We start from the raw sequence: 20,625 nt of genomic DNA on the forward strand, positions 1-20,625 counted from the left end.
ATGGCGGATTTTTTGAAGCCGCGCAATGTGGTATAATGTTTATAAATACAACCCAGTATAGGGAACAGGAGGTCTTTATATGAAATTTAAGAAGTTGTTTGCGGCAGGTCTTGCTTTGGCAATTTCATGCGGCGCTGTACAGACGGCGGCTTTCTATTCTCCCGAAAGCTTTACAGTGGCTGCGGAGGAGCAGGTCGGAAAGGACGCTGCCGCTCAGGCATATGCGGAGAAATACGGCTATAAGTTTGAAGTGCTGGAAGATGAGCCTGAAACTACCACAACCCAGCCGTTGATAACTACCACCACCACATATCAGCCGGAAAACATCACCACCACTACTACAGTGACTACTGTCATTGACGGCATAACTTACGGTATAGACGGTAATCAGGGCAAGATAATCAGCGCTGACAGCACTGTAAAGGGCGATGTTGTTCTCCCCGACAGAGTCGATGAGCTTCCTGTAATGTATATCTGTCAGGACGCCTTCAAGGGCAATGCAGATATCACCTCGGTAAAGGCTCCAAGATTTCTGTGTAGGATAGAGAAATCAGCATTTAAGAATTGTCCGAAGCTAAAAAAGGCAGTTCTTTCTGAAAATACAGAATGGATAGAATATGAAGCCTTTGCGGACTGCACCTCTCTTGATGAAATAGTGGTTTATGATGCCAATATAGAACACCATCCCGAGACTATCTGCAATGCCTCACAGGGCGGCACCGACGGTGACCGGTGCATTTTCAACGGCACTATCTACGGTTACAAGGACTCCAGTGGTGCACTTTACGCCGAGCAGAACGGCTATAAGTTTGAGGAGATAGTTACCACCACTGCTGTCAAAACCTATACTACAACAACCAATACATACGGAACTACTACCACTACTACCACTACCACAAGTGATGATGGGGCAACGACTGTAACTACAACTGCAAACACCAGAGAATTCTACTTCAGGATCATTGATGCTGACGGCAAGTCAGAAGGTTTAGCCAAGGCAGGCGAAGAGCTTCAGTTCAGCCTTATCGTAGACGCCGGCGACAACACCTGTGCAGGACTCGACGCTCAGTATGATCTCGACGGTCTCGAGCTCCTTCAGATGGGTAAGAAGGCAAAGGCCCTCGGCGGTGCTACAATTGTTAACAGCCCTGAAACAGCCCGTTTCAGCGTTATGTCTGTAAGCGCTACAACAGGTGAACCTACCCCGGTTACAAACGGTGAGTCTGTATCTATTATCAGGGTCAGGGTCCCCGAGGACGCTGAGAACGGCGACATTATCTCGATTTCACTCGTTGAGGACCAGCTCCACGTATTCAAGGAAGGCGGCACAGGAGACAAGTACACAACCGGTATCACAGGTTATAGACTTAAAGTTTACACTGACAACCCGGTAACTTCAACCACAACAACCGGTCCCGTTGTTCCCGGCGGTACAACAACAACTGCACCGCAGGCGGGGATTACCACAAAAGCTCCTGCTGTTCCCGGCACTACATCAGCTCCCGTAGTTGCTTTAACTACGACTTCTACCACTGCCTCTGCTGCAGATCCTGTGACTACCACAAAGCCTGTGACTGCCGAAAAGGCTCTGGGAGACTTCACGGGCGACGGCAAGATAGATGCTGTTGACGCTTCAAATATCCTTGCGAAGTACGCTGCTGCCTCCACAGGCGGAGCTGCTCCCACGGCAGATGAGATGGCGTCAGGCGACGTCAACAAGGACGGAAAGCTGAATGCTTTAGACGCCTCTCAGGTACTTGCGTACTACGCCTATAAGGGCGGCGGAGGAGATAAGTCCTTCACCGAGTATCTTGCAGGCGAAAATCAGTAAAAATAGTCAGGCATACAAGGACGTCCCGATCATCGGGGCGCCCTTTTTTTATCATCTCCCTTCATAAGCAGTGCGGAAGGGGGGCTGAAACAACGGAAAAACGTTGTATAACCGAAAAAATTTTTTGAAATTCGACTTAGTAAACAAATTATTGCTAATACTATTGTTGATATTCACAGTGTTTCTGCCCGCTGTGCAATGTTCATATTTTTGTGTTGACTAATGGGCGAAATTAGTATATAATATTAGTAACGGTTACAGGTGTTGCGCTGTAACAAATACAATGGTAAGGAGATATGCTATGAACAATATTCTATTCGCCGCTTCCGAGTGCGTTCCCTTTATAAAGACCGGCGGTCTTGCCGATGTTGTAGGCGCACTTCCGCAGTACATCGACAAGAAAAAGTTCGACGTAAGAGTCATAATGCCTTATTACACCTGCATACCCGATAAGTACAGAAACGAATTCAAGTACGTCCACCACTTCTATATGGATTACGGTATGAGAAGTGAGGGTGTCCATGTCGGTATCATGGAGTATGAATACAACGGTATAACCTTTTATTTCGTGGATAACGAGTATTACTTCAAGTGCGACAGCCCCTACTCTCCCGACCTGAAATGGGATATAGAGAGGTTCACCTTCTTCTGCAAGGCTGTGCTGGCGATACTGCCTGTTATAGGCTTCCGCCCCGACATCATACACTGTCACGACTGGCAGGCTTCCATGATACCTGTCTTCCTGCACACTGCCTTTGCTACAAATCCCTTCTTCAGCTCAACAAAGTCCATTATGACTATCCATAACCTGAAGTTCCAGGGCGTGTGGGATATAGACACATTCAAGTATAACACGGCTCTTCCCGATTATATGTTCACATCGGATAAGCTGGAGTTCCATAACAACGCAAATATGCTCAAGGGTGGTCTGGTCTATGCGGACTACATCACCACTGTGTCCGAGACCTACGCCGAGGAGATAAAATATCCCTTCTACGGCGAGCAGCTTGACGGACTTCTCCGCGCAAGGTCTGCTTCCCTGAGAGGTATCCTCAACGGCATAGACTACAAGGTCTTCGATCCTGCCAATGACAAAAAGATATTTGCGGAGTTCACGCCCAAAAATGCCAAGGCAAAGAAGGCTGAGAACAAGAAGAAGCTCCAGGAGCAGCTTGGTCTCCCCGTTGACGAGAACAAGTATATGATAGCTATTATCTCCCGTCTGACCGACCAGAAGGGGCTGGATCTGGTGAACTACGCTATGGAGAGGATATGCGACGAGAACACTCAGTTCGTCATCATCGGCACAGGTGACCCCAGATACGAGAATATGTTCAAGCACTATCAGTGGAAGTACCCCGAGAGAGTGTCTGCAAATATCCTCTATTCCGATGAACTGGCTCACAAGCTCTACGCTGCGGCTGATACTATGCTCATGCCGTCGCTGTTCGAGCCCTGCGGACTTACTCAGCTCATCGCCCTCCGCTACGGGACTCTGCCCATCGTCCGCGAGACAGGCGGTCTCAAGGACACCGTTACTCCCTATAATGAGTTCGACGGCACAGGCAACGGCTTCTCCTTCGCAAACTACAACGGCGACGAGATGCTGGGAGTCATCAACTACTCCAAGCACATCTACTACAACCACCGCAAGCAGTGGGATATAATGGTCCAGCGCGCTATGGAGCAGGACTTCTCATGGAACAGCTCCGCCCGTCAGTACGAGGGTATGTACAGCTGGATGATAGAATGGTAATAATTCTGAAACATAAGGGAGCGGGGGCGGATTTCTTTCCGCCCTCTCTGCTTCATGTTTGCGGTCATGTTCCGCAAATAATGTAATATTACGGTATAACGGTCAGGAACGCCAATGGCGTTACCATATAAAGGAGAAATGCAATGAAAGTTCTTATACTTAACGGAAGTCCCAGAGCAAATGGTAATACTTCCCTGGCAATAGATGAGATGGTGAAGGTCTTCGCTCAGGAGGGCATCGAGACCGAGGTCTGTCAGGTGGGAAACAAGGCTGTAAGAGGCTGCGTTGCCTGCGGAGGCTGCGGCGAAAAGGGTAAATGCGTCTTCGATGACGTAGTCAACGAGCTGGCTCCCAAGTTCGAGGAGGCGGACGGTCTCATCGCTGCTTCTCCCGTTTACTATGCCTCCGCAAACTCTACTCTGGTAGCCTGTCTGGACAGACTTTTCTTCAGCACCCACTTCGACAAGACCATGAAGGTGGGGGCGGCTATAGCCGTGGCAAGACGCGGCGGCTGTACGGCTACTTTCGACGAGCTGAACAAATACTTCACCATAAGCGGTATGCCCGTTGCCTCCAGCCAGTACTGGAACATTATCCACGGCAGGGAAAAGGGCGAGGCGGCTCAGGACGCTGAGGGTCTCCAGACCATGAGGACCCTCGCAAGGAATATGAGCTTCCTTATGAAGTCCATCGCTCTGGGCAGGGAGAAATACGGCATTCCCGAGAAGGAACCCTGGCAGCCCACACACTTTATTAGATAATGCATAATTCATAATTCATAATGCATAATTACAGCGGCGGATACGTAAAACCGTAGTGGCGCACAGTGTGCGCCCACAAACAGCTTGAGAATGCGGGTGTGCAAACACCCGGGACGTCGGGGACGCCGTCCCCTACAAGGCAGGATTTCGGACAGGTGGTATGCCCGCAAGGCTCGGCGAGCACTGTTTGCCCTCTGCCAAGCACTAATCACTAAGCACTAACAACTAAAAAGGATAATTTGAATGAATAATATTAAAGGCGCTATTTTCGATATGGACGGTCTCATGATAGACACCGAAAAGCTCTATCTCAAATTCTGGATACTGGCAGCAAAGGACTTCGGCTATGATATGACGCCTGAGCACGTCTACTCCATGCGGAGTATGGCGAGGAAGTTCTCTATCCCGCTGCTCAAGGGCATTTTCGGCGAGGACTGTCCCACCGAGGACATAAGAGCACACCGCACCGAGCTCATGAACGAATACATAAAGGAGAACGGTATCGAGGTCAAAAAGGGACTTTTCACCCTGCTGGACTACCTCCGCGGAAAGGGGATAAAAATGGCTGTGGCTACGGCTACTCCCCGCGAGAGGACTCTGGACTACCTTGACAGCATCGGTGCGGCTGACTATTTCTCGGCTGTGATATGCGGAGACATGATAGAGACAGGCAAGCCGGCTCCCGATATTTACCTTACCGCCGCAAGAGAACTGGGGCTTCCGCCTCAGCAGTGCGCTGCCTTTGAGGACTCTCCCAACGGCATAAAGGCTGCCCATGCGGCAGGCTGCTTTGCGGTGATGATACCCGATATGACTCAGCCCGATGAGGAGATAAAGCCCCTCCTCTCGGCAGTTTACGACAGCCTCGATATGGCTGTGGACTTCTTTGAAAGGGGGGGATAATAATGAGCGTTTCCGAGATATTTGAGATCCCCAAGTTCTACTACTTCGAGAGCGGCAACGACTTCTCGGGCAGCAAGGGGGACTTCTCTTACAAGATAAGCAACGGCGATAATCTGAAATGTATGACCTGGCACGGCAGACTCTGCTCCATGAAGGCGGAGATTGAGCACGAAGCCGAGTTTGACCGTACACAGGAGGGCTTCGACCAGCTGATAAAATGGCTGGAGGAGATGTATAAATCATAATTTTGCTTTGCAAAATTATGATTTGAGTAAGTAGTAAGTAGAAAGTAGTGAGTAGAAGACGATACACTGAATAATACTACTCTCTACTTACTACTCTCTACTCACTAAGAATTTAACACCGCAGGTGTTAAATTCTTATTTATGCAGTTGACAAAAGCATACTGTCGGATTATAATTATTATGGGTATTTACAGCCGCCGTCCCCCGAAAAGTCGGGAGGTGACCAGTAAACGCCCGCAAGTGCCTCGCACATACTCTTATTAAAGCTCGTCTGTGCCGATTATCCGGGGCGCAGAAGCTTCATCAGAATCAACTACGGAGGAATTATGGATATTATTATTGTAGGCTGCGGCAAGGTGGGTACCGCCCTCGCCGATGTGCTGAACGACGAACACAATGTGACCATAATAGATAAGAAGGAAAACCTCGTTGAGGCGGCTTCCAACGATTACGACGTAATGGGCATTGTCGGCAACTGTCTCCAGACTGAGGTCCTGGACGAGGCAAATGTGGACAAGTGCAATATCTTCATTGCCGTTACGGCGTCTGATGAGGTCAATATCCTCTCATGCCTTATCGCAAAGAAAATGGGTGCACGCCACTGTATCGCCCGTGTTCGCAGCCCCGAATTCGACAAGCAGCTGGTATTCATGCGTGAGGAGCTGGGTATCAGTATGATGGTAAATCCCGACTACAACGCCGCTAATGAGATAGCCAAGGTACTGCGCTATCCAGAGGCTATAAATATAGAGTCCTTCGCCAAGGGCAGGGTGGACCTCGCCGAGATACGGATCACCAGCGGAAGTATCCTTGACGGCGTGGCTCTCAGCCAGCTCTCAAGACGTATGAGACTGGACGTGCTCATCTGCGCCGTTCAGCGCGGTGACGAGCTCACTATCCCCAACGGAAATTTCGTGCTCCGCGCCGGGGACAAGATACACATGACAGCTTCGCACAGCAACATGGTCAAGTTCTTCAAGAGCATAAGTGCTGCCTACCGCGAAAAGCGCGTAAAGTCAGCAGTTCTCATCGGAGGCGGAAGAGTTGCCTATCATCTGGCTCAGCAGCTCATAGAAATGGGCGTGAAGGTCAAGATAATCGAGATAGACCGCGACCGCTGCCTTGAACTGTCCGACAGGCTCAACAAGGTGGATATATCCTGCGCCGACGGTACAGACCATGACATTCTTGAGGAGGAGCGCGTTTACGACGCCGACGCCGTGGTCACTCTCACAGGCATTGATGAGGAGAATATCCTTCTCTCTCTCCTCGCCAAGAACAACGGCGTGGAGAAGGTTGTCACCAAGGTAAACAGAATGTCACTCATGCAGCTTTCCGACACCCTGGACCTTGACAGTATCATATCACCAAAGACTATCACCGTAAACCAGATACTCCAGTATGTCCGCGCGAGACAGAACTCAATGGGCAACAGCGTAACCACTCTCTACAGACTGGTGAACGAGAGACTGGAGGCTATCGAGTTCGTTGTCCGTGATGAGAAGGACTATGTGGGAGTTCCCCTGAAGAAACTGAAGCTCCGCAGCGGTATCCTTATCGCAAGTATAGTAAGAGGCAACGAGCTTATTATCCCCAAGGGAGATGACTGCCTGAAGGTGAACGACAGCGTTGTGGTCGTTACTACCACCAAGGGTATGCACGACCTTAGCAATATTTTCGACTGAGGAGTGCACAGCTTAAATTATGAATTACAGAATGGTATCATATATTATGGGTCAGATCCTGAAGGTCGTGGGACTTTTCATGCTCCTGCCCATAGTAGTAGGGTTTATTTACGGGGAAGACCATGTGGTCGCTTCATTCGGCATACCGTTTCTCATCACAATGGCTATCGCCATTATATTCACTATCAAAAAGCCGAAAAACAATTCAGTATTCTCAATGGAGGGCTTCGTCAGCGTTGCGGCTTCATGGATAACCATGTCCTGCATAGGCGCTCTGCCCTTCGTTATCTCGGGTGAGATACCCGACTATCCCAGCGCTCTCTTTGAGACCGTCTCGGGCTTCACTACCACTGGCGCCACTATCCTTGAGGACGTGGAAGCCATGTCGCGCGCCTGCCTTTTCTGGCGAGCCTTCACCCACTGGCTGGGCGGTATGGGAGTCCTGATGTTCGTGCTGGCTATCATGTCAAGCAACGACTCACGCACCATGCACATGATGAGGGCTGAGTGCGCAGGTCCCAAGGTGGGGCGTCTTGTGTCGAAATCAAGGTTTTCGGCGCGTATCCTCTACGGCATTTACATCACACTGACAGTTTCCGAGGCTGTGCTGCTGCTCTGCGGCGGTATGCCCCTGTATGACGCTGTTATCCATGCCTGCTCTTCCGCAGGTACGGGAGGCTTCTCAATATGGGGCGACAGCATAGGTCACTATGACAGCGTTTACATTGAAATGGTCATCGCTGTCTTCATTATTCTTTTCGGCGTAAACTTCAACCTTTATTACTACCTTTTAATAAGGAAGTTCTCGCTGGCTACAAAGAATGAGGAGGTAAGGACCTACTTCGGCGTTATTATCGCAGCTACCGCCATAATCGCCATAAACGTACACAAGCTGTACGACGGCGTGGGCGATACTCTCAGGCATACCTTCTTCATGGTGGCTTCCACCATAACCTCCGCAGGCTTCTCCACTACGGATACGGCGAAATGGCCTGTATTCTCACAGACTCTGCTGCTCATGCTCATGTTCGTGGGCTCCTGCGCAGGCTCTACAGGCGGCGGTATGAAGGTATCACGTATCATGATACTCATAAAGACAGGTATCAAGGAGCTGAAATACATCACCAATCCCCGTGCTGTGACCACGGTAAAAATGGACGGAAAGCCCGTGGAAAAGGACGTTGTCCGCGGCGTGAGCAACTATCTCATACTCTTTATCATGCTCATGTGCATCTCCGTTCTGCTGGTGACGCTCAACGGCTTTACCATTGAGGAATCGGCTTCGGCTGTCATAACCTGTATGAACAACATCGGATTCGGCGTGGGACGCTTTGGTCCTGCGGGAAATCTGGGCGGTCTCAATGCCTTCTCGAAGGTGGTCCTCTGCTTTGATATGCTGCTGGGACGTCTTGAGATATATCCGCTCATTATGCTGTTCGTACCAAGAAGGCGTTAAGCTTTTGAGCCCTGCACTGCGTGGGGTGCTTTGCAGGGCTTTAATACGGTGAATGCTGCGGAAGGCAGTGTTTGCCGAAAGAAATAATAAATGGGAGGAATAAAAACATGAAAAGGCTATTGGCAGCTGCTATTTCGGCAGCTATCTGCATCACCGCTTCAGCGGCTGTTCCCGCAGGAGCTGTGGAGACTGAGTTCGTCACAGGCATTATCACAGACCGCAATGTGGGAGATTCGGGACAGTGCGGACCGAACGTCAACTACGACCTCAGCGGAGGAAAGCTCACCATCACAGGCTCGGGCATCATGACCCCCTGGGAGAGAAACAGCGATACCCCCTGGTACAGTGTACGCAGCTCTATCACATCTGTTGAGATAGGTGAGGGCGTTACCACTATTCCTATGGGTGCTTTCGCTGACTGCGCAAATCTCAGGTCTGTCAGCATACCCAACACCGTTACATCGGTGGCAATGGGCGCGTTCCAGAAGTGTCCCTCGCTTTCGTCCATCGTTTTTCCCGAGAGTGTTGCTACCCTTGGAAGAGACGCCCTGAGAGAGTGCTCGTCACTGAGCTCGGTGACTATCTGCAACCCTCAGTGCAATATCGTCGGCGGTACACTGACTATATGCAACGCCATGAACGGCGCCAACACAGGCAGCTTCAACGGTACGGTCTATGCTCCTTCGGGATCAAAGGCTGAGACCTTCTGCAAGAAGTACAAGCTCAACTTTGCTGTTCTTGGAAACTCGCCTGTTACACAGCCTACAACTACCACAACAACTTCTACGACCACTACAACAACATCAACAACAACTACTACTACATCTACCACTACAACTACCTCTACTACTACATCTACCACCACCACAACAACTACAACTCCTGCACCTGTTACTACTACTACGGCACCTCCTATACATACCAGCTTCTTCTTGTATGATAAAATAATAGAGGTCGGTAAGTATGCCACGTATTATACCGACGGCTGGCCCCTGGATCATATCGTATCAGCAGACCCTTCTGTTGCTGTTATCGAGAACGGCAACATGATAAAGGGCGTGGCACCGGGTACGGTGGATATCACATTCTATACCAATGAGAGCGGCTACAACACCTGCCAGCTCACTGTTTATGCTCTCGGTGATATTAACAATGACACCAAGATAGATGCTGTTGACGCAAGCGGCGTTCTTGCGGAATATGCCCGTCTCGGAGCTTCTCAGCCCAGACAGTTCAACGAGGTACAGGTCAAGGCTGCCGACGTTGACAAAAACGGCAAGACCGACGCAGTCGATGCTTCAAATATCCTTGCGTACTACGCTTATACAGCTACTACACACGGAGATAAAAAATCATTATCAGAATACATGAGCGGCAGATAAACGATTCAGTATTAGGGGAGTGCATAGGGGAAATTAAAGGAGTTCGTACGTGATCGGCTCCTTGGAATGGAGAAATATGCATGAATAAACTGATAGCCGCTTTAATGGCGGCGATAATGGCGATCTTTACCTGCGTTTCCTATCCGCAGACCCTATCCGAAGCCGTTTCCTCCCAGCTTATCGAGCTGCCGGGAGGAAATGTGGGCGAATCGGGACAGTGCGGTGTGAACGCTTACTATGAGCTCAGCGGAGGCAAGCTCACTATCACGGGTACGGGGAATATGACTTCCTGGGAAATGGCAAGCAATACCCCGTGGTATAAATCAAGAAATTCCATAAGCTCTGTGGAGGTAGGAGAGGGCATTACCAATGTAGGCCCCGGAGCCTTTGCAGAGTGCACAAACCTCAGGTCCGTAAGTCTGGCAAAGTCGGTCACGGCTATAAGCAGAGGTGCTTTCCAGCGCTGTACGGCTCTCAGCTCTCTTGAACTGTCGGAAAATGTCACCAGTCTGGGACGCGATGCGTTCAGAGGCTGCTCGGCACTGAATTCACTTACCATAAGAAATCCCAAGTGCAATATCGTCGGCGGCACCCTTACCGTGTGCAACGGAGAATCAGGCGGAAAGGGCTCATATAACGGCGTTATCAGGGGCTACAGCGGTTCAACGGCAGAGACCTACGCAAAGCAGTCGGGATTCAGGTTCGAGAAGCTGAGCGGTACACCGCCCACACCTACTACAACGACAACAACAACCACTACCACAACTACTACCACAACAACTACTACCACTACCACAACAACAACTACAACAACAACTACTACAACCACTACAACAACAACTACAACTACAACAACAACCACAACAACAACATCTACCACAACCACTACAACTACCGCAACAACTACGACAGAGGTGTTTGTTTCAAGCGTTTCGGCTATGCTTGAGGTGGGAAGCTCTCCCTTCAAGACTACATATACCATCGGCGAGGAGCTGGACCTTACAGGAGGCACCATAAAGCGCTCATACAGGGAGTTCCTCAGCAACGGCGCCTATCTCGACAGAGAGCTTGATGAGCTCAGCATGACGGATATGTCCTTCTGGCGGGACGGCGTTTATACAAATAAGGACGCCTTTGATAACACAAGGGCGGGTACATACAAGATAACCTTCGGCTATACACAGTCGGGTTCTACAGCTTATGCGGAGATAGAGGTAGTGGTGCTTCCCCCTGCAACCACCACCACTACTACTACCACCACATCTGTGCAGAGCGTTTCTGCAAGCGTGGAAATAGGACGTTCTCCCTATAAGACCACCTATACCGTAGGGGAGGAGCTGGACCTTTCGGGAGGTACGGTAGTCCGCTCCTACAGAGAGTTCATGAGCGACGGCTCATACAGGGACGTTTTCCCCGGGGCTCTCGATATGACGGATATATCCTACTGGCGTGACGGCGTCTATGTCAACAAGGCGGAGTTCGACAGCAGCCGCCCGGGCAAGTACACTATAACCTTCGGCTATACCTATGGAGGCTCTGTTTCATATACCGAGCTTCAGGTTGAGGTGCTGGCGCCTGTGACTACGACTACGACTACGACTACCACCACCACAACGACGACCACAACCACAACCACAACAACGTCTACCACCACCACGGAGGAGACAACTACCACCAGTACAACCACTACCACCGAGGAGACTACTACCACCATGGCCACCACAACGGTCCATGTGGTCAGCGTCTTCGCAAATGTGAGAGTGGGAAAGCTTCCGGACAGGACAACCTTTACTGTAGGTGAGGAGCTGGACCTTTCGGGCGGTACCATAATGCGCTCATACAGGGAGTATCTCAGCGACGGCTCCTACAGGGACGTTCATCCCGATGTTCTGGACATGAACGATATTTCCTACTGGCGTGACGGTGTCTATGTGAACAAGACGGAGTTCGACAGCAGCCGTCCCGGAAAATACACCATAACCTTCGGCTATACAGAGTCGGGTTCAGTCTCCTATGCGGAGATGCAGGTGGAGGTCATTGAGCCTGTGACTACAACGACAACAACGACAACGACAACAACGACAACAACGACAACAACGACCACCACTACAACAACAACTACTACTACTACAACGACAACCACCACCACCGAGGAGACCACTACGACCACAACCACCACCACAACTACTACCACCGAGGAGACCACTACGACCACAACCACCACGACTACTACCACCACCGAGGAGACCACTACGACCACAACTACCACCACGGAGGAAACTACCACAACAACAACTACCACCACCGCGGCGGCTCAGCCCTTCATCAGGATAAAAACGCTTCCCGACAGGGTGAACTACAACATATTTGAGTATTTCAATCTGGCAGGCGGTACTGTGGAGATAGGCCATATCAACAGCGACGGCTCGGAGACCTCGGAGATAGTTCCCATGACCGACGGAAAGGTCAAGCGCAGGGATAACTTCCAGGGCTGGAGAAACGGTACATACACCATGTGGCTCAGCTACACCGAAAACGGCGTGACTGTCACCACTGAGTTCAATATGACGGTAGGTGCGGTCGTTACCACTGTTACGACTACGACTACAACCACCACAACTACTACCACTACGACTACCACAACTACGGAGGAGACCACCACTACTACCACCACTTCGCCTCTGTATTCGGCGGAGATAGAGGTTGTAAGGCTTCCCGATAAGCTGACCTACGCTGTGGGAGAAGCGTTCATTCTCTCAGGCATGGCGGTCAATGTCTACCATGTCAGCGACAGCGGCAGTGAGCTTGTATACGCTGCGGACGATGCGGCTTCTCACCCCGAAAGATATGAGGTGCAGGGCTTCGACAGCTCAGTAAGCGGCGAGCAGAAGGTGAGTCTGGTCTATAAGTCCTTCAACGAGGCAGTGGCACAGTGGGTATATGCAAATGCGGACTTTACCGTAAATGTGGTGACAACTACCAACACAACAACAACGACTACGACGACGACTACCACGACCACAACAACTACCACAACAACTACCACAACAACTACCACTACTACGACCACTACCACAACAACTACTACCACTACTACTACGACCACCACCACAACTTCCACCACCACAGAGCCTCAGCCTGTGACAACCACTACCAGCAATGTGCCTTCGGATCCGCCTTTCATTCTGGGCGATGTGAACTCAGACAAGAAGGTCAACTCCGTTGATGCCAGCCAGATACTGGCAGAGTACGCAAGGACAGCTACCAACAGACCTTCGGAATTCAGCAGCCTTCAGAAAAAGGCAGCCGATGTGGACGAAAACGGCAGAATAGATTCCGTTGACGCTTCCAAGGTGCTGGCGTTCTATGCCTACACCGCTACAGGCGGCACTATCACCGATATGAGGGAATGGCTGAAATAATAGCTAAGTCTCCACGGCGGAAATGCCGTTAATAATGGGAAAAATAACAAAAAATCAGTAAAAAGTGCGGCTTTTGAGGGTTTCCCCTTGACAAGCCGCACTTTTTTGGGTATAATATATCGGTACGCAGTTTTTATACCCTTTTGCGGGTAAGCGCGTACTATATTATATGAAAAGGAGGAAAAATATGCCTACATTTAACCAGCTCGTTCGTAAGGGTAGAAAGGACCTTGAGACAAAGTCTACAGCTCCTGCTCTCCAGAAGGGCTACAACGCAAAGAAGAAGGTACAGATCAACCTCAGCTCACCTCAGAAGAGAGGCGTTTGCACAGCTGTAAGAACTGCTACACCTAAGAAGCCTAACTCAGCTATGAGAAAGATCGCAAGAGTTAAGCTCACAAACGGTTACGAAGTTACTTCTTACATTCCCGGTATCGGTCACAACCTTCAGGAGCACAGCGTTGTTCTCATCAGAGGCGGACGTGTAAAGGATCTCCCCGGTGTGCGTTACCACATCATCAGAGGTACTCTCGATGCTCAGGGCGTTGCTAACCGTAACCAGGCTCGTTCCAAGTACGGTGCCAAGAAGCCCAAGCAGAAGTAAGAGCTACTTCACATCAGTCGGCGGCTGACTGACTATCAAAGCCGTACATTCATTATCAATAGGATAACTACTACCGCAGGGTAATGCGGAGATCATATAGATTTGGTTCGATTGATCCTCTGCATTGGCTCCTGACACACCTATCGGCGAAGCAGTGCCGATATAAAGGCAGTAACCGATATGGTTTGAGTACCTATGAATTCATCAATCTATATGAAGGAGGGAAGCGAAAATGCCAAGAAGAGGTAAAATCGCAAAGCGTGATGTATTACAGGATCCTGTATACAATTCAAAGCTCGTTACACGTCTCATCAACAATATCATGTTAGACGGTAAGAAGGGCGTAGCGCAGAAAATAGTTTACGGTGCATTTGAGATCGTAGCTGAAAAGACAGGCAAGGACGCTCTTGAGGTGTTCGAGCAGGCTATGGAAAATATCATGCCTGAGCTCGAGGTAAAGGCTCGCCGTCTCGGCGGTGCTACTTACCAGGTACCTATGGAGGTAAGACCTGAAAGACGTCAGACTCTCGGACTCCGCTGGATCACTAAGTACTCCAGAGAGAGAAACGAGAAGACAATGAAGGAGAGACTCGCCGGTGAGATCCTCGACGCTCTCAACGGTACAGGCGGTGCCTGCAAGAAGCGCGACGACACACACAAGATGGCAGAGGCAAACAAGGCGTTTGCTCACTACCGCTGGTAAGCGTCATTGTAAAAGGAGTAAATTATGTCAAGAGATTGTTCACTTGAAAATACAAGAAATATCGGCATAATGGCCCACATTGACGCAGGTAAGACCACTACCACAGAGCGTATCCTTTTCTACACAGGTGTTAACCACAAGATCGGTGAAACACACGAAGGTTCCGCTACTATGGACTGGATGGAGCAGGAGCAGGAGAGAGGTATCACTATCACCTCTGCTGCTACAACTTGCTACTGGGCAGGCCACAGACTTAATATCATCGACACCCCCGGCCACGTTGACTTTACAGTTGAGGTTGAGCGTTCACTCCGTGTACTCGACGGCTCTGTAACAGTTCTCTGTGCTAAGGGCGGCGTTGAGCCCCAGTCTGAAACTGTTTGGAGACAGGCTGATAACTATAAGGTACCCCGTATGGCTTATGTAAATAAGATGGACATCATGGGTGCCAACTTCTATCGTGTTATCGACATGATGAAGGACAGACTCAAGTGTAATGCTGTTCCGATCCAGCTCCCCATCGGCGCTGAGGACGAGTTCAGAGGCATCATCGACCTGGTTGAGATGAAGGCTTACATTTACACTAACGACCTCGGTACAGATATCAAGGTTGAGGATATCCCCGAGGATATGAAGGAACTTGCTCAGAAATACCACGATGAGATGGTTGAGCACGTTGCTGAGCAGGACGAGGCTCTCATGGAGAAGTACTTTGAAGAGGGCGAGCTCACACAGGAAGAGATCAAGACCTGCATCAGAAAGGCTACTATAGCTAACCACATGGTACCTGTTACCTGCGGTACTTCATATAAGAACAAGGGCGTTCAGAAGCTCCTCGATGCTATCATCGACTATATGCCTTCTCCCCTTGACGTTCCTGCTATCAAGGGTGTAAACCCCGAAACAGAGGCAGAGGAAGAAAGACCTTCCTCAGACGACGAGCCCTTCTCAGCTCTCGCATTCAAGATCGCAACAGATCCCTTCGTTGGTAAGCTTGCGTTCTTCCGTGTATACTCAGGTGTCGTAAATCAGGGTGATACAGTCCTCAACGCTACTAAGGACACCCGCGAGCGTTTCGGCCGTATCGTTCAGATGCACGCTAACCACAGAAAGGACCTGACAACAGTTTACTCAGGCGATATCGCTGCTGCTGTTGGTCTCAAGAACACCACTACAGGTGATACACTCTGTGATGAAAAGCACCCCATTATCCTCGAATCCATGGAATTCCCCGAGCCTGTTATCCAGCTCGCTATCGAGCCCAAGACAAAGGCTGGTCAGGAGAAGATGGGTATCGCTCTGGCAAAGCTTGCTGAAGAGGATCCTACCTTCAAGACATGGACTGACGAGGAAACAGGTCAGACTATCATCGCAGGTATGGGTGAGCTCCACCTTGACATTATCGTTGACCGTCTTCTCCGTGAGTTCAAGGTCGAGGCTAATGTTGGTGCTCCTCAGGTTGCATATAAGGAAACTATCAAGGGCAGCGCAGACATCGACTACAAGTACAAGAAGCAGTCCGGTGGTTCCGGTCAGTACGGTCACGTTAAGATCCGTGTGTCTCCTAACGAGTCCGGTAAGGGCTATGAGTTCACCAACGCTGTTGTCGGCGGTTCTATCCCCAAGGAGTATATCCCTGCTGTTGACGCAGGTATCCAGGGCGCTATGAAGGCCGGTATCCTTGCAGGCTACGAAGTAGTTGACGTTAAGGTAGAGCTCTACGACGGATCATATCACGAGGTCGACTCCTCTGAAATGGCATTCAAGATCGCAGGTTCTATCGCGTTCAAGGAAGCTCTCAAGCAGGCTAACGCAGTTCTCATGGAGCCTGTTATGAAGGTTGCAGTTATCGTTCCCGATGAGTATCTCGGAACAGTTATCGGTGACCTCAGCTCACGCCGTGGACAGATCCAGGGTCAGGAATCCAGATCCGGTTCTATCCAGGTAGACGCTCTCGTTCCACTTTCAGAAATGTTCGGTTACACAAGCGACCTCCGTTCAAATACTCAGGGTCGTGGACAGTACACAATGGAGCCCCACAGCTATGAGGAAGTTCCGAAGAGCATCGCTGAAAAGATCATGGCTAACAGAGCTAAGAACTAATTGCTATTTCCGCCCGTTTTATGCGGAAAACTGTGTGAAACGGGCATAATTTACAAAATCATGTGATTCAGCTATAATTTTTTTACTGAAACACTTGAATTTACCAAAATAATCTGGTATAATAATATATACAGATTTCTGAAATCTATTCTAAGGAGGAATTTCCCAATGGCTAAGGCTAAATTTGAAAGAACCAAACCCCATGTAAACATTGGTACAATCGGACACGTTGACCACGGTAAGACAACTCTTACTGCTGCTATCACAAAGACTCTCGCTCTGAAGGGTCAGGCTCAGTACGAGGCTTACGATATGATCGATAAGGCTCCCGAGGAGAGAGAGCGTGGTATCACAATCAATACAGCTCACGTTGAGTACGAGACAGACAAGCGTCACTACGCTCACGTTGACTGCCCCGGTCACGCTGACTACGTTAAGAACATGATCACAGGTGCTGCTCAGATGGATGGTGCTATCCTCGTTGTTGCTGCTTCTGATGGTCCTATGGCTCAGACAAGAGAGCACATCCTTCTCGCTCGTCAGGTTGGCGTTCCTGCAATCGTTGTATTCATGAACAAGGCTGATCAGGTTGACGATGAGGAGCTCCTCGAGCTCGTTGAGATGGACATCCGTGACCTTCTCACAAGCTACGATTTCCCCGGCGACGATACACCTATCATCAAGGGCTCTGCTCTTGCAGCTCTTAACGCTCCTGATGATCTCAGCGATCCCGCTTACAAGCCCATCCTCGACCTCATGGATGCTGTTGATGAGTACATCCCCAGCCCTGAGAGAGACGATGCTAAGCCTTTCCTTATGCCTATCGAGGATACTATGACAATTTCCGGTCGTGGTACTGTTGTTACAGGTAGAGTAGAGCGTGGAAAGCTCAACGTTAACGAGCCTGTTGAGATCGTTGGTCTTTCTGACGAGAAGCTCAACACAGTTGTTACAGGTCTTGAAATGTTCAGAAAGACTCTTGACTTCTGTGAGGCTGGTGATAACGTTGGTGCTCTTCTCCGTGGTATCACAAGAGATCAGGTTGAGCGTGGACAGGTTCTCTGTAAGCCCGGCTCAATTCATCCCCACACAAAGTTCAGCGGTCAGGTTTACGTACTGAAGAAGGAAGAGGGCGGACGTCATACTCCTTTCTTCAACAACTACAGACCTCAGTTCTACTTCAGAACAACTGACGTTACAGGCGTTGTTACACTTCCCGCAGACAAGGAAATGTGTATGCCCGGCGATAACGTTGCTATGGACGTTGAGCTCATCACTCCTATCGCTATCGAAGAAGGACTCCGTTTCGCTATCCGTGAGGGTGGTAGAACAGTTGGTTCAGGCGTTGTTACAAAGATCAACGAATAATTCTTGATTTTTTAATAATAACGACTTCAGGCGGTCGTGCTTCCGGCATGACCGCCTTTTTACATAATAAACATCGTTATAAATTAAACAAAAGGCAGGGTAAACATTATGGAATATATTATCCAGACCCAGAAGCTTTGCAAGCAGTACGGTAAATTCAAAGCCCTGAACGACCTTACTCTCAATGTGCCCAAGGGCTCTATCTATGGTATGGTCGGAAGGAACGGTGCGGGTAAAACTACCCTTATCCGTATAATTACAGGACTTAATAATCCTTCATCAGGTGAATTTACACTCTTCGGCGTGAAGAACAATGACAGCAAGCTTCTTGAGGTTCGCAGAAAAATGGGCGCAGTTGTTGAAACACCTTCTCTCCACCCGAATATGACAGCAAGGGATAACCTTATCCAGCAGACTAAGGCACTCGGTATCTCTGATGAAAAGATCGATGATGTACTTAAGCTTGTCGGCCTTGCTGATACAGGAAACAAAAAAGCAAAGAATTTCTCTCTCGGTATGAGACAGAGACTGGGCATTGCCTTTTCTCTCGTGGGCGATCCCGAGTTTCTCGTCCTTGACGAACCTATAAACGGTCTTGATCCTCAGGGTATCATGGAGGTAAGAGAAATGCTCATCAAGCTCAATAAGGAGAAGGGCATTACTATCCTTATCTCAAGCCATATCCTCGACGAGCTCTCGCGTCTTGCCACTCATTACGGTTTTATAGAGCGGGGACGCGTTATCAAGGAAATGAGCGCGGAGGAGCTGGACAAGACCTGCCGCACTTCTATCCATGTAAATGTAAACGATACGGCTATTCTTGCCGAAGTTCTCAATGGCATGGGCGCTGAGTACAGACTCTATTCTCCCAATGAGGCGGATATTTTCACTCCTATGCAGGTAACTCCGCTGGTTCTTGCTCTCAATGAGAAGAACTGTTTCGTTAATTCCATGACCGAGCGCCACGAGAGCCTCGAATCATACTTCATGGGTCTTGTAGGAGGTGTTCATAATGGTTAATCTTCTTGCTGAGGGTTACAGACGACTTTTCAAAGGTAAGAGATTTTATATCGTTCTTATAGTTATCATCGGCATTGCACTGCTTTTCACGTTCCTTTACTATCTTCTGAATAAGATTCTGTTCAATTTTGAATCAGATGCTCTTAGTGAGGCTGATATTCAGGAGCTTTCAAATCTCAAGTATACTGCGGATTCGCTCATGTTTGCCATGAAGGGCGATATGCCGCTGCTCATCGGTATTACAGCAGGTATGCTCATCGTACAGGACTTCAGAAACAATACGATCAGAAACAAGATCATCATCGGCCATTCAAGAACAAACATCTATCTGGCAAACTTTATCGTTTCAGAGTCTGTAATGCTTATATATGAGCTTGCATACTTTGTAGTTGCTCTGATCGCAGGCGGTATAGTTCTGGGCTTTGATCAGTTCCCGTCTGGTGGTATAATAGGTGTTCTGTTTATGACACTTGCTATACAGATGGCAATAACTTCTTTGATCGTATTCTTCTGTAACACCATGAAGAATGTGGGCGGCTTTGTGCTTTCCATTACCATGACATATATAGTAAGTATTTTCTCTATCGCAATGGCACTTCTTAACAAGTACCCCAAGGCTCAGGAGCTGGTGGGGGATATCATTCCTACTCTTCAGATGAATAAGCTGATAAATGTTCAGGAGTATGTTGTACCGGACAATGCTCCGAGAATGATAGTGTTTATGTTTGCTATTACGATCATATCTACAATAAGCGGTATCCTTCTCTTCAGAAAGGCTGACCTCAAGTAAATACGAAAAGCTCCCCGAGGGGAGCTTTTTTATTGACTATTTTTTCAAATAAAGCTATAATGTAAGTAATAATAGTCTATAGTTAGTCATTGGAATTGGGGGAAAGGATATGCAAGAGCTTAATTTAGATTTCTTAGAACTATATAAGAGCGTTGATAAATTCCTTAAAGATGCTTATTCAACTTCAAACGGAGTATCGGAATACATACGCCAAATGGAGATAAATAATTCTGACGGAAAAAGGTGTATCCATTCATGGAGTTATGATTATGAAAAGTTGAAACATATCCGTTGGGTAAGAAATCAGCTTGCTCATGAAGTAGGGTATGATTCTGATATTTGTGAACCGGACGATTTTTATTGGCTGAAGAAGTTTTATGATAACCTGTTTTCATCAAAAGATCCGTTGGCTATGCTTAGAACAGCAGAGCAGCATTCTAAGAAGCACCAGCCGGTAACTACTCAGAAAACACAAATGACAGTTGAGAAAGCAGAACCCCAGTATAACTATTATCCCTTTAATTCACCGAAACAAGTTATAAAAAAGCGGAAAAGTTTGTTTCAGATCATTAAGGATTTCTTTTTAGGTGCGTAGT

16 protein-coding genes are annotated in these 20,625 nt (G+C 48.9%); all 16 read left to right on the forward strand.

The features are described from left to right. Nucleotides 1-79: 79 nt before the first annotated feature. The 16 genes from T488_RS0103930 (at nt 80) to T488_RS0104005 (ending at nt 20,624) form a co-directional block, all read left to right on the forward strand. Complete coding sequence (locus T488_RS0103930) at nt 80-1,831, forward strand: leucine-rich repeat protein (RefSeq protein WP_028519674.1); 1,752 nt, start codon at nt 80-82, stop codon at nt 1,829-1,831. A gap of 301 nt (nt 1,832-2,132) precedes the next feature. Then, nucleotides 2,133-3,587 carry a glycogen synthase GlgA gene (gene glgA / locus T488_RS0103935; protein ID WP_028519675.1) on the forward strand — a complete coding sequence of 485 codons (1,455 nt, stop codon included), beginning with the start codon at nt 2,133-2,135 and terminating at the stop codon, nt 3,585-3,587. A gap of 143 nt (nt 3,588-3,730) precedes the next feature. Continuing rightward, complete coding sequence (locus tag T488_RS0103940; protein WP_028519676.1) at nt 3,731-4,348, forward strand: flavodoxin family protein; 618 nt, start codon at nt 3,731-3,733, stop codon at nt 4,346-4,348. Between the two features lie 243 nt (nt 4,349-4,591). Then, the gene (locus tag T488_RS0103945) at nt 4,592-5,251 is read left to right on the forward strand and encodes an HAD family hydrolase (protein WP_028519677.1); all 660 of its coding nucleotides are present in this window, start codon (nt 4,592-4,594) and stop codon (nt 5,249-5,251) included. Between the two features lie 2 nt (nt 5,252-5,253). After that, nucleotides 5,254-5,496 (forward strand): hypothetical protein, encoded by a 243-nt coding sequence (locus T488_RS0103950; RefSeq protein ID WP_037297044.1) that lies wholly within the window; start codon nt 5,254-5,256, stop codon nt 5,494-5,496. Nucleotides 5,497-5,822: 326 nt separating this feature from the next. Beyond that, complete coding sequence (gene trkA, locus T488_RS0103955; protein WP_028519679.1) at nt 5,823-7,181, forward strand: Trk system potassium transporter TrkA; 1,359 nt, start codon at nt 5,823-5,825, stop codon at nt 7,179-7,181. Nucleotides 7,182-7,200: 19 nt separating this feature from the next. Beyond that, complete coding sequence (locus T488_RS0103960) at nt 7,201-8,637, forward strand: TrkH family potassium uptake protein (RefSeq protein ID WP_028519680.1); 1,437 nt, start codon at nt 7,201-7,203, stop codon at nt 8,635-8,637. A 107-nt stretch (nt 8,638-8,744) separates the two neighbouring features. Beyond that, nucleotides 8,745-10,019 carry a leucine-rich repeat protein gene (locus tag T488_RS19210; protein WP_082320428.1) on the forward strand — a complete coding sequence of 425 codons (1,275 nt, stop codon included), beginning with the start codon at nt 8,745-8,747 and terminating at the stop codon, nt 10,017-10,019. Nucleotides 10,020-10,099: 80 nt separating this feature from the next. Continuing rightward, nucleotides 10,100-13,441 carry a leucine-rich repeat protein gene (locus T488_RS20065; protein ID WP_028519681.1) on the forward strand — a complete coding sequence of 1,114 codons (3,342 nt, stop codon included), beginning with the start codon at nt 10,100-10,102 and terminating at the stop codon, nt 13,439-13,441. Nucleotides 13,442-13,628: 187 nt separating this feature from the next. Beyond that, nucleotides 13,629-14,045 (forward strand): 30S ribosomal protein S12, encoded by a 417-nt coding sequence (gene rpsL, locus T488_RS0103975; RefSeq protein ID WP_028519682.1) that lies wholly within the window; start codon nt 13,629-13,631, stop codon nt 14,043-14,045. 232 nt (nt 14,046-14,277) lie between these two features. Continuing rightward, complete coding sequence (gene rpsG / locus T488_RS0103980) at nt 14,278-14,748, forward strand: 30S ribosomal protein S7 (RefSeq protein ID WP_009983569.1); 471 nt, start codon at nt 14,278-14,280, stop codon at nt 14,746-14,748. 24 nt (nt 14,749-14,772) lie between these two features. Continuing rightward, nucleotides 14,773-16,851, forward strand: a complete 2,079-nt coding sequence (gene fusA / locus T488_RS0103985) for an elongation factor G (protein ID WP_028519683.1) — start codon at nt 14,773-14,775, stop codon at nt 16,849-16,851. 168 nt (nt 16,852-17,019) lie between these two features. Beyond that, nucleotides 17,020-18,219, forward strand: coding sequence for an elongation factor Tu (gene tuf, locus T488_RS0103990; protein WP_028519684.1), 1,200 nt, complete (start codon nt 17,020-17,022; stop codon nt 18,217-18,219). A 108-nt stretch (nt 18,220-18,327) separates the two neighbouring features. Next, on the forward strand, nt 18,328-19,239 hold the full coding sequence (locus tag T488_RS0103995) for an ATP-binding cassette domain-containing protein (RefSeq protein ID WP_028519685.1): 912 nt from the start codon (nt 18,328-18,330) through the stop codon (nt 19,237-19,239). Continuing rightward, nucleotides 19,232-20,029 carry an ABC transporter permease gene (locus T488_RS0104000; RefSeq protein WP_028519686.1) on the forward strand — a complete coding sequence of 266 codons (798 nt, stop codon included), beginning with the start codon at nt 19,232-19,234 and terminating at the stop codon, nt 20,027-20,029. Before T488_RS0103995 ends, T488_RS0104000 begins: the two co-directional genes overlap by 8 nt. A 109-nt stretch (nt 20,030-20,138) precedes the next feature. Beyond that, entirely contained in the window at nt 20,139-20,624 is a 486-nt protein-coding gene (locus T488_RS0104005) for a DUF6548 family protein (protein WP_028519687.1), read from the forward strand. The last annotated feature ends 1 nt before the right edge of the window (nt 20,625 follow it).

The sequence above is a fragment of the Ruminococcus flavefaciens ND2009 genome, from assembly GCF_000621785.1.
GTDB classification, from domain to species: Bacteria; Bacillota; Clostridia; order Oscillospirales; family Ruminococcaceae; genus Ruminococcus; species Ruminococcus flavefaciens_C.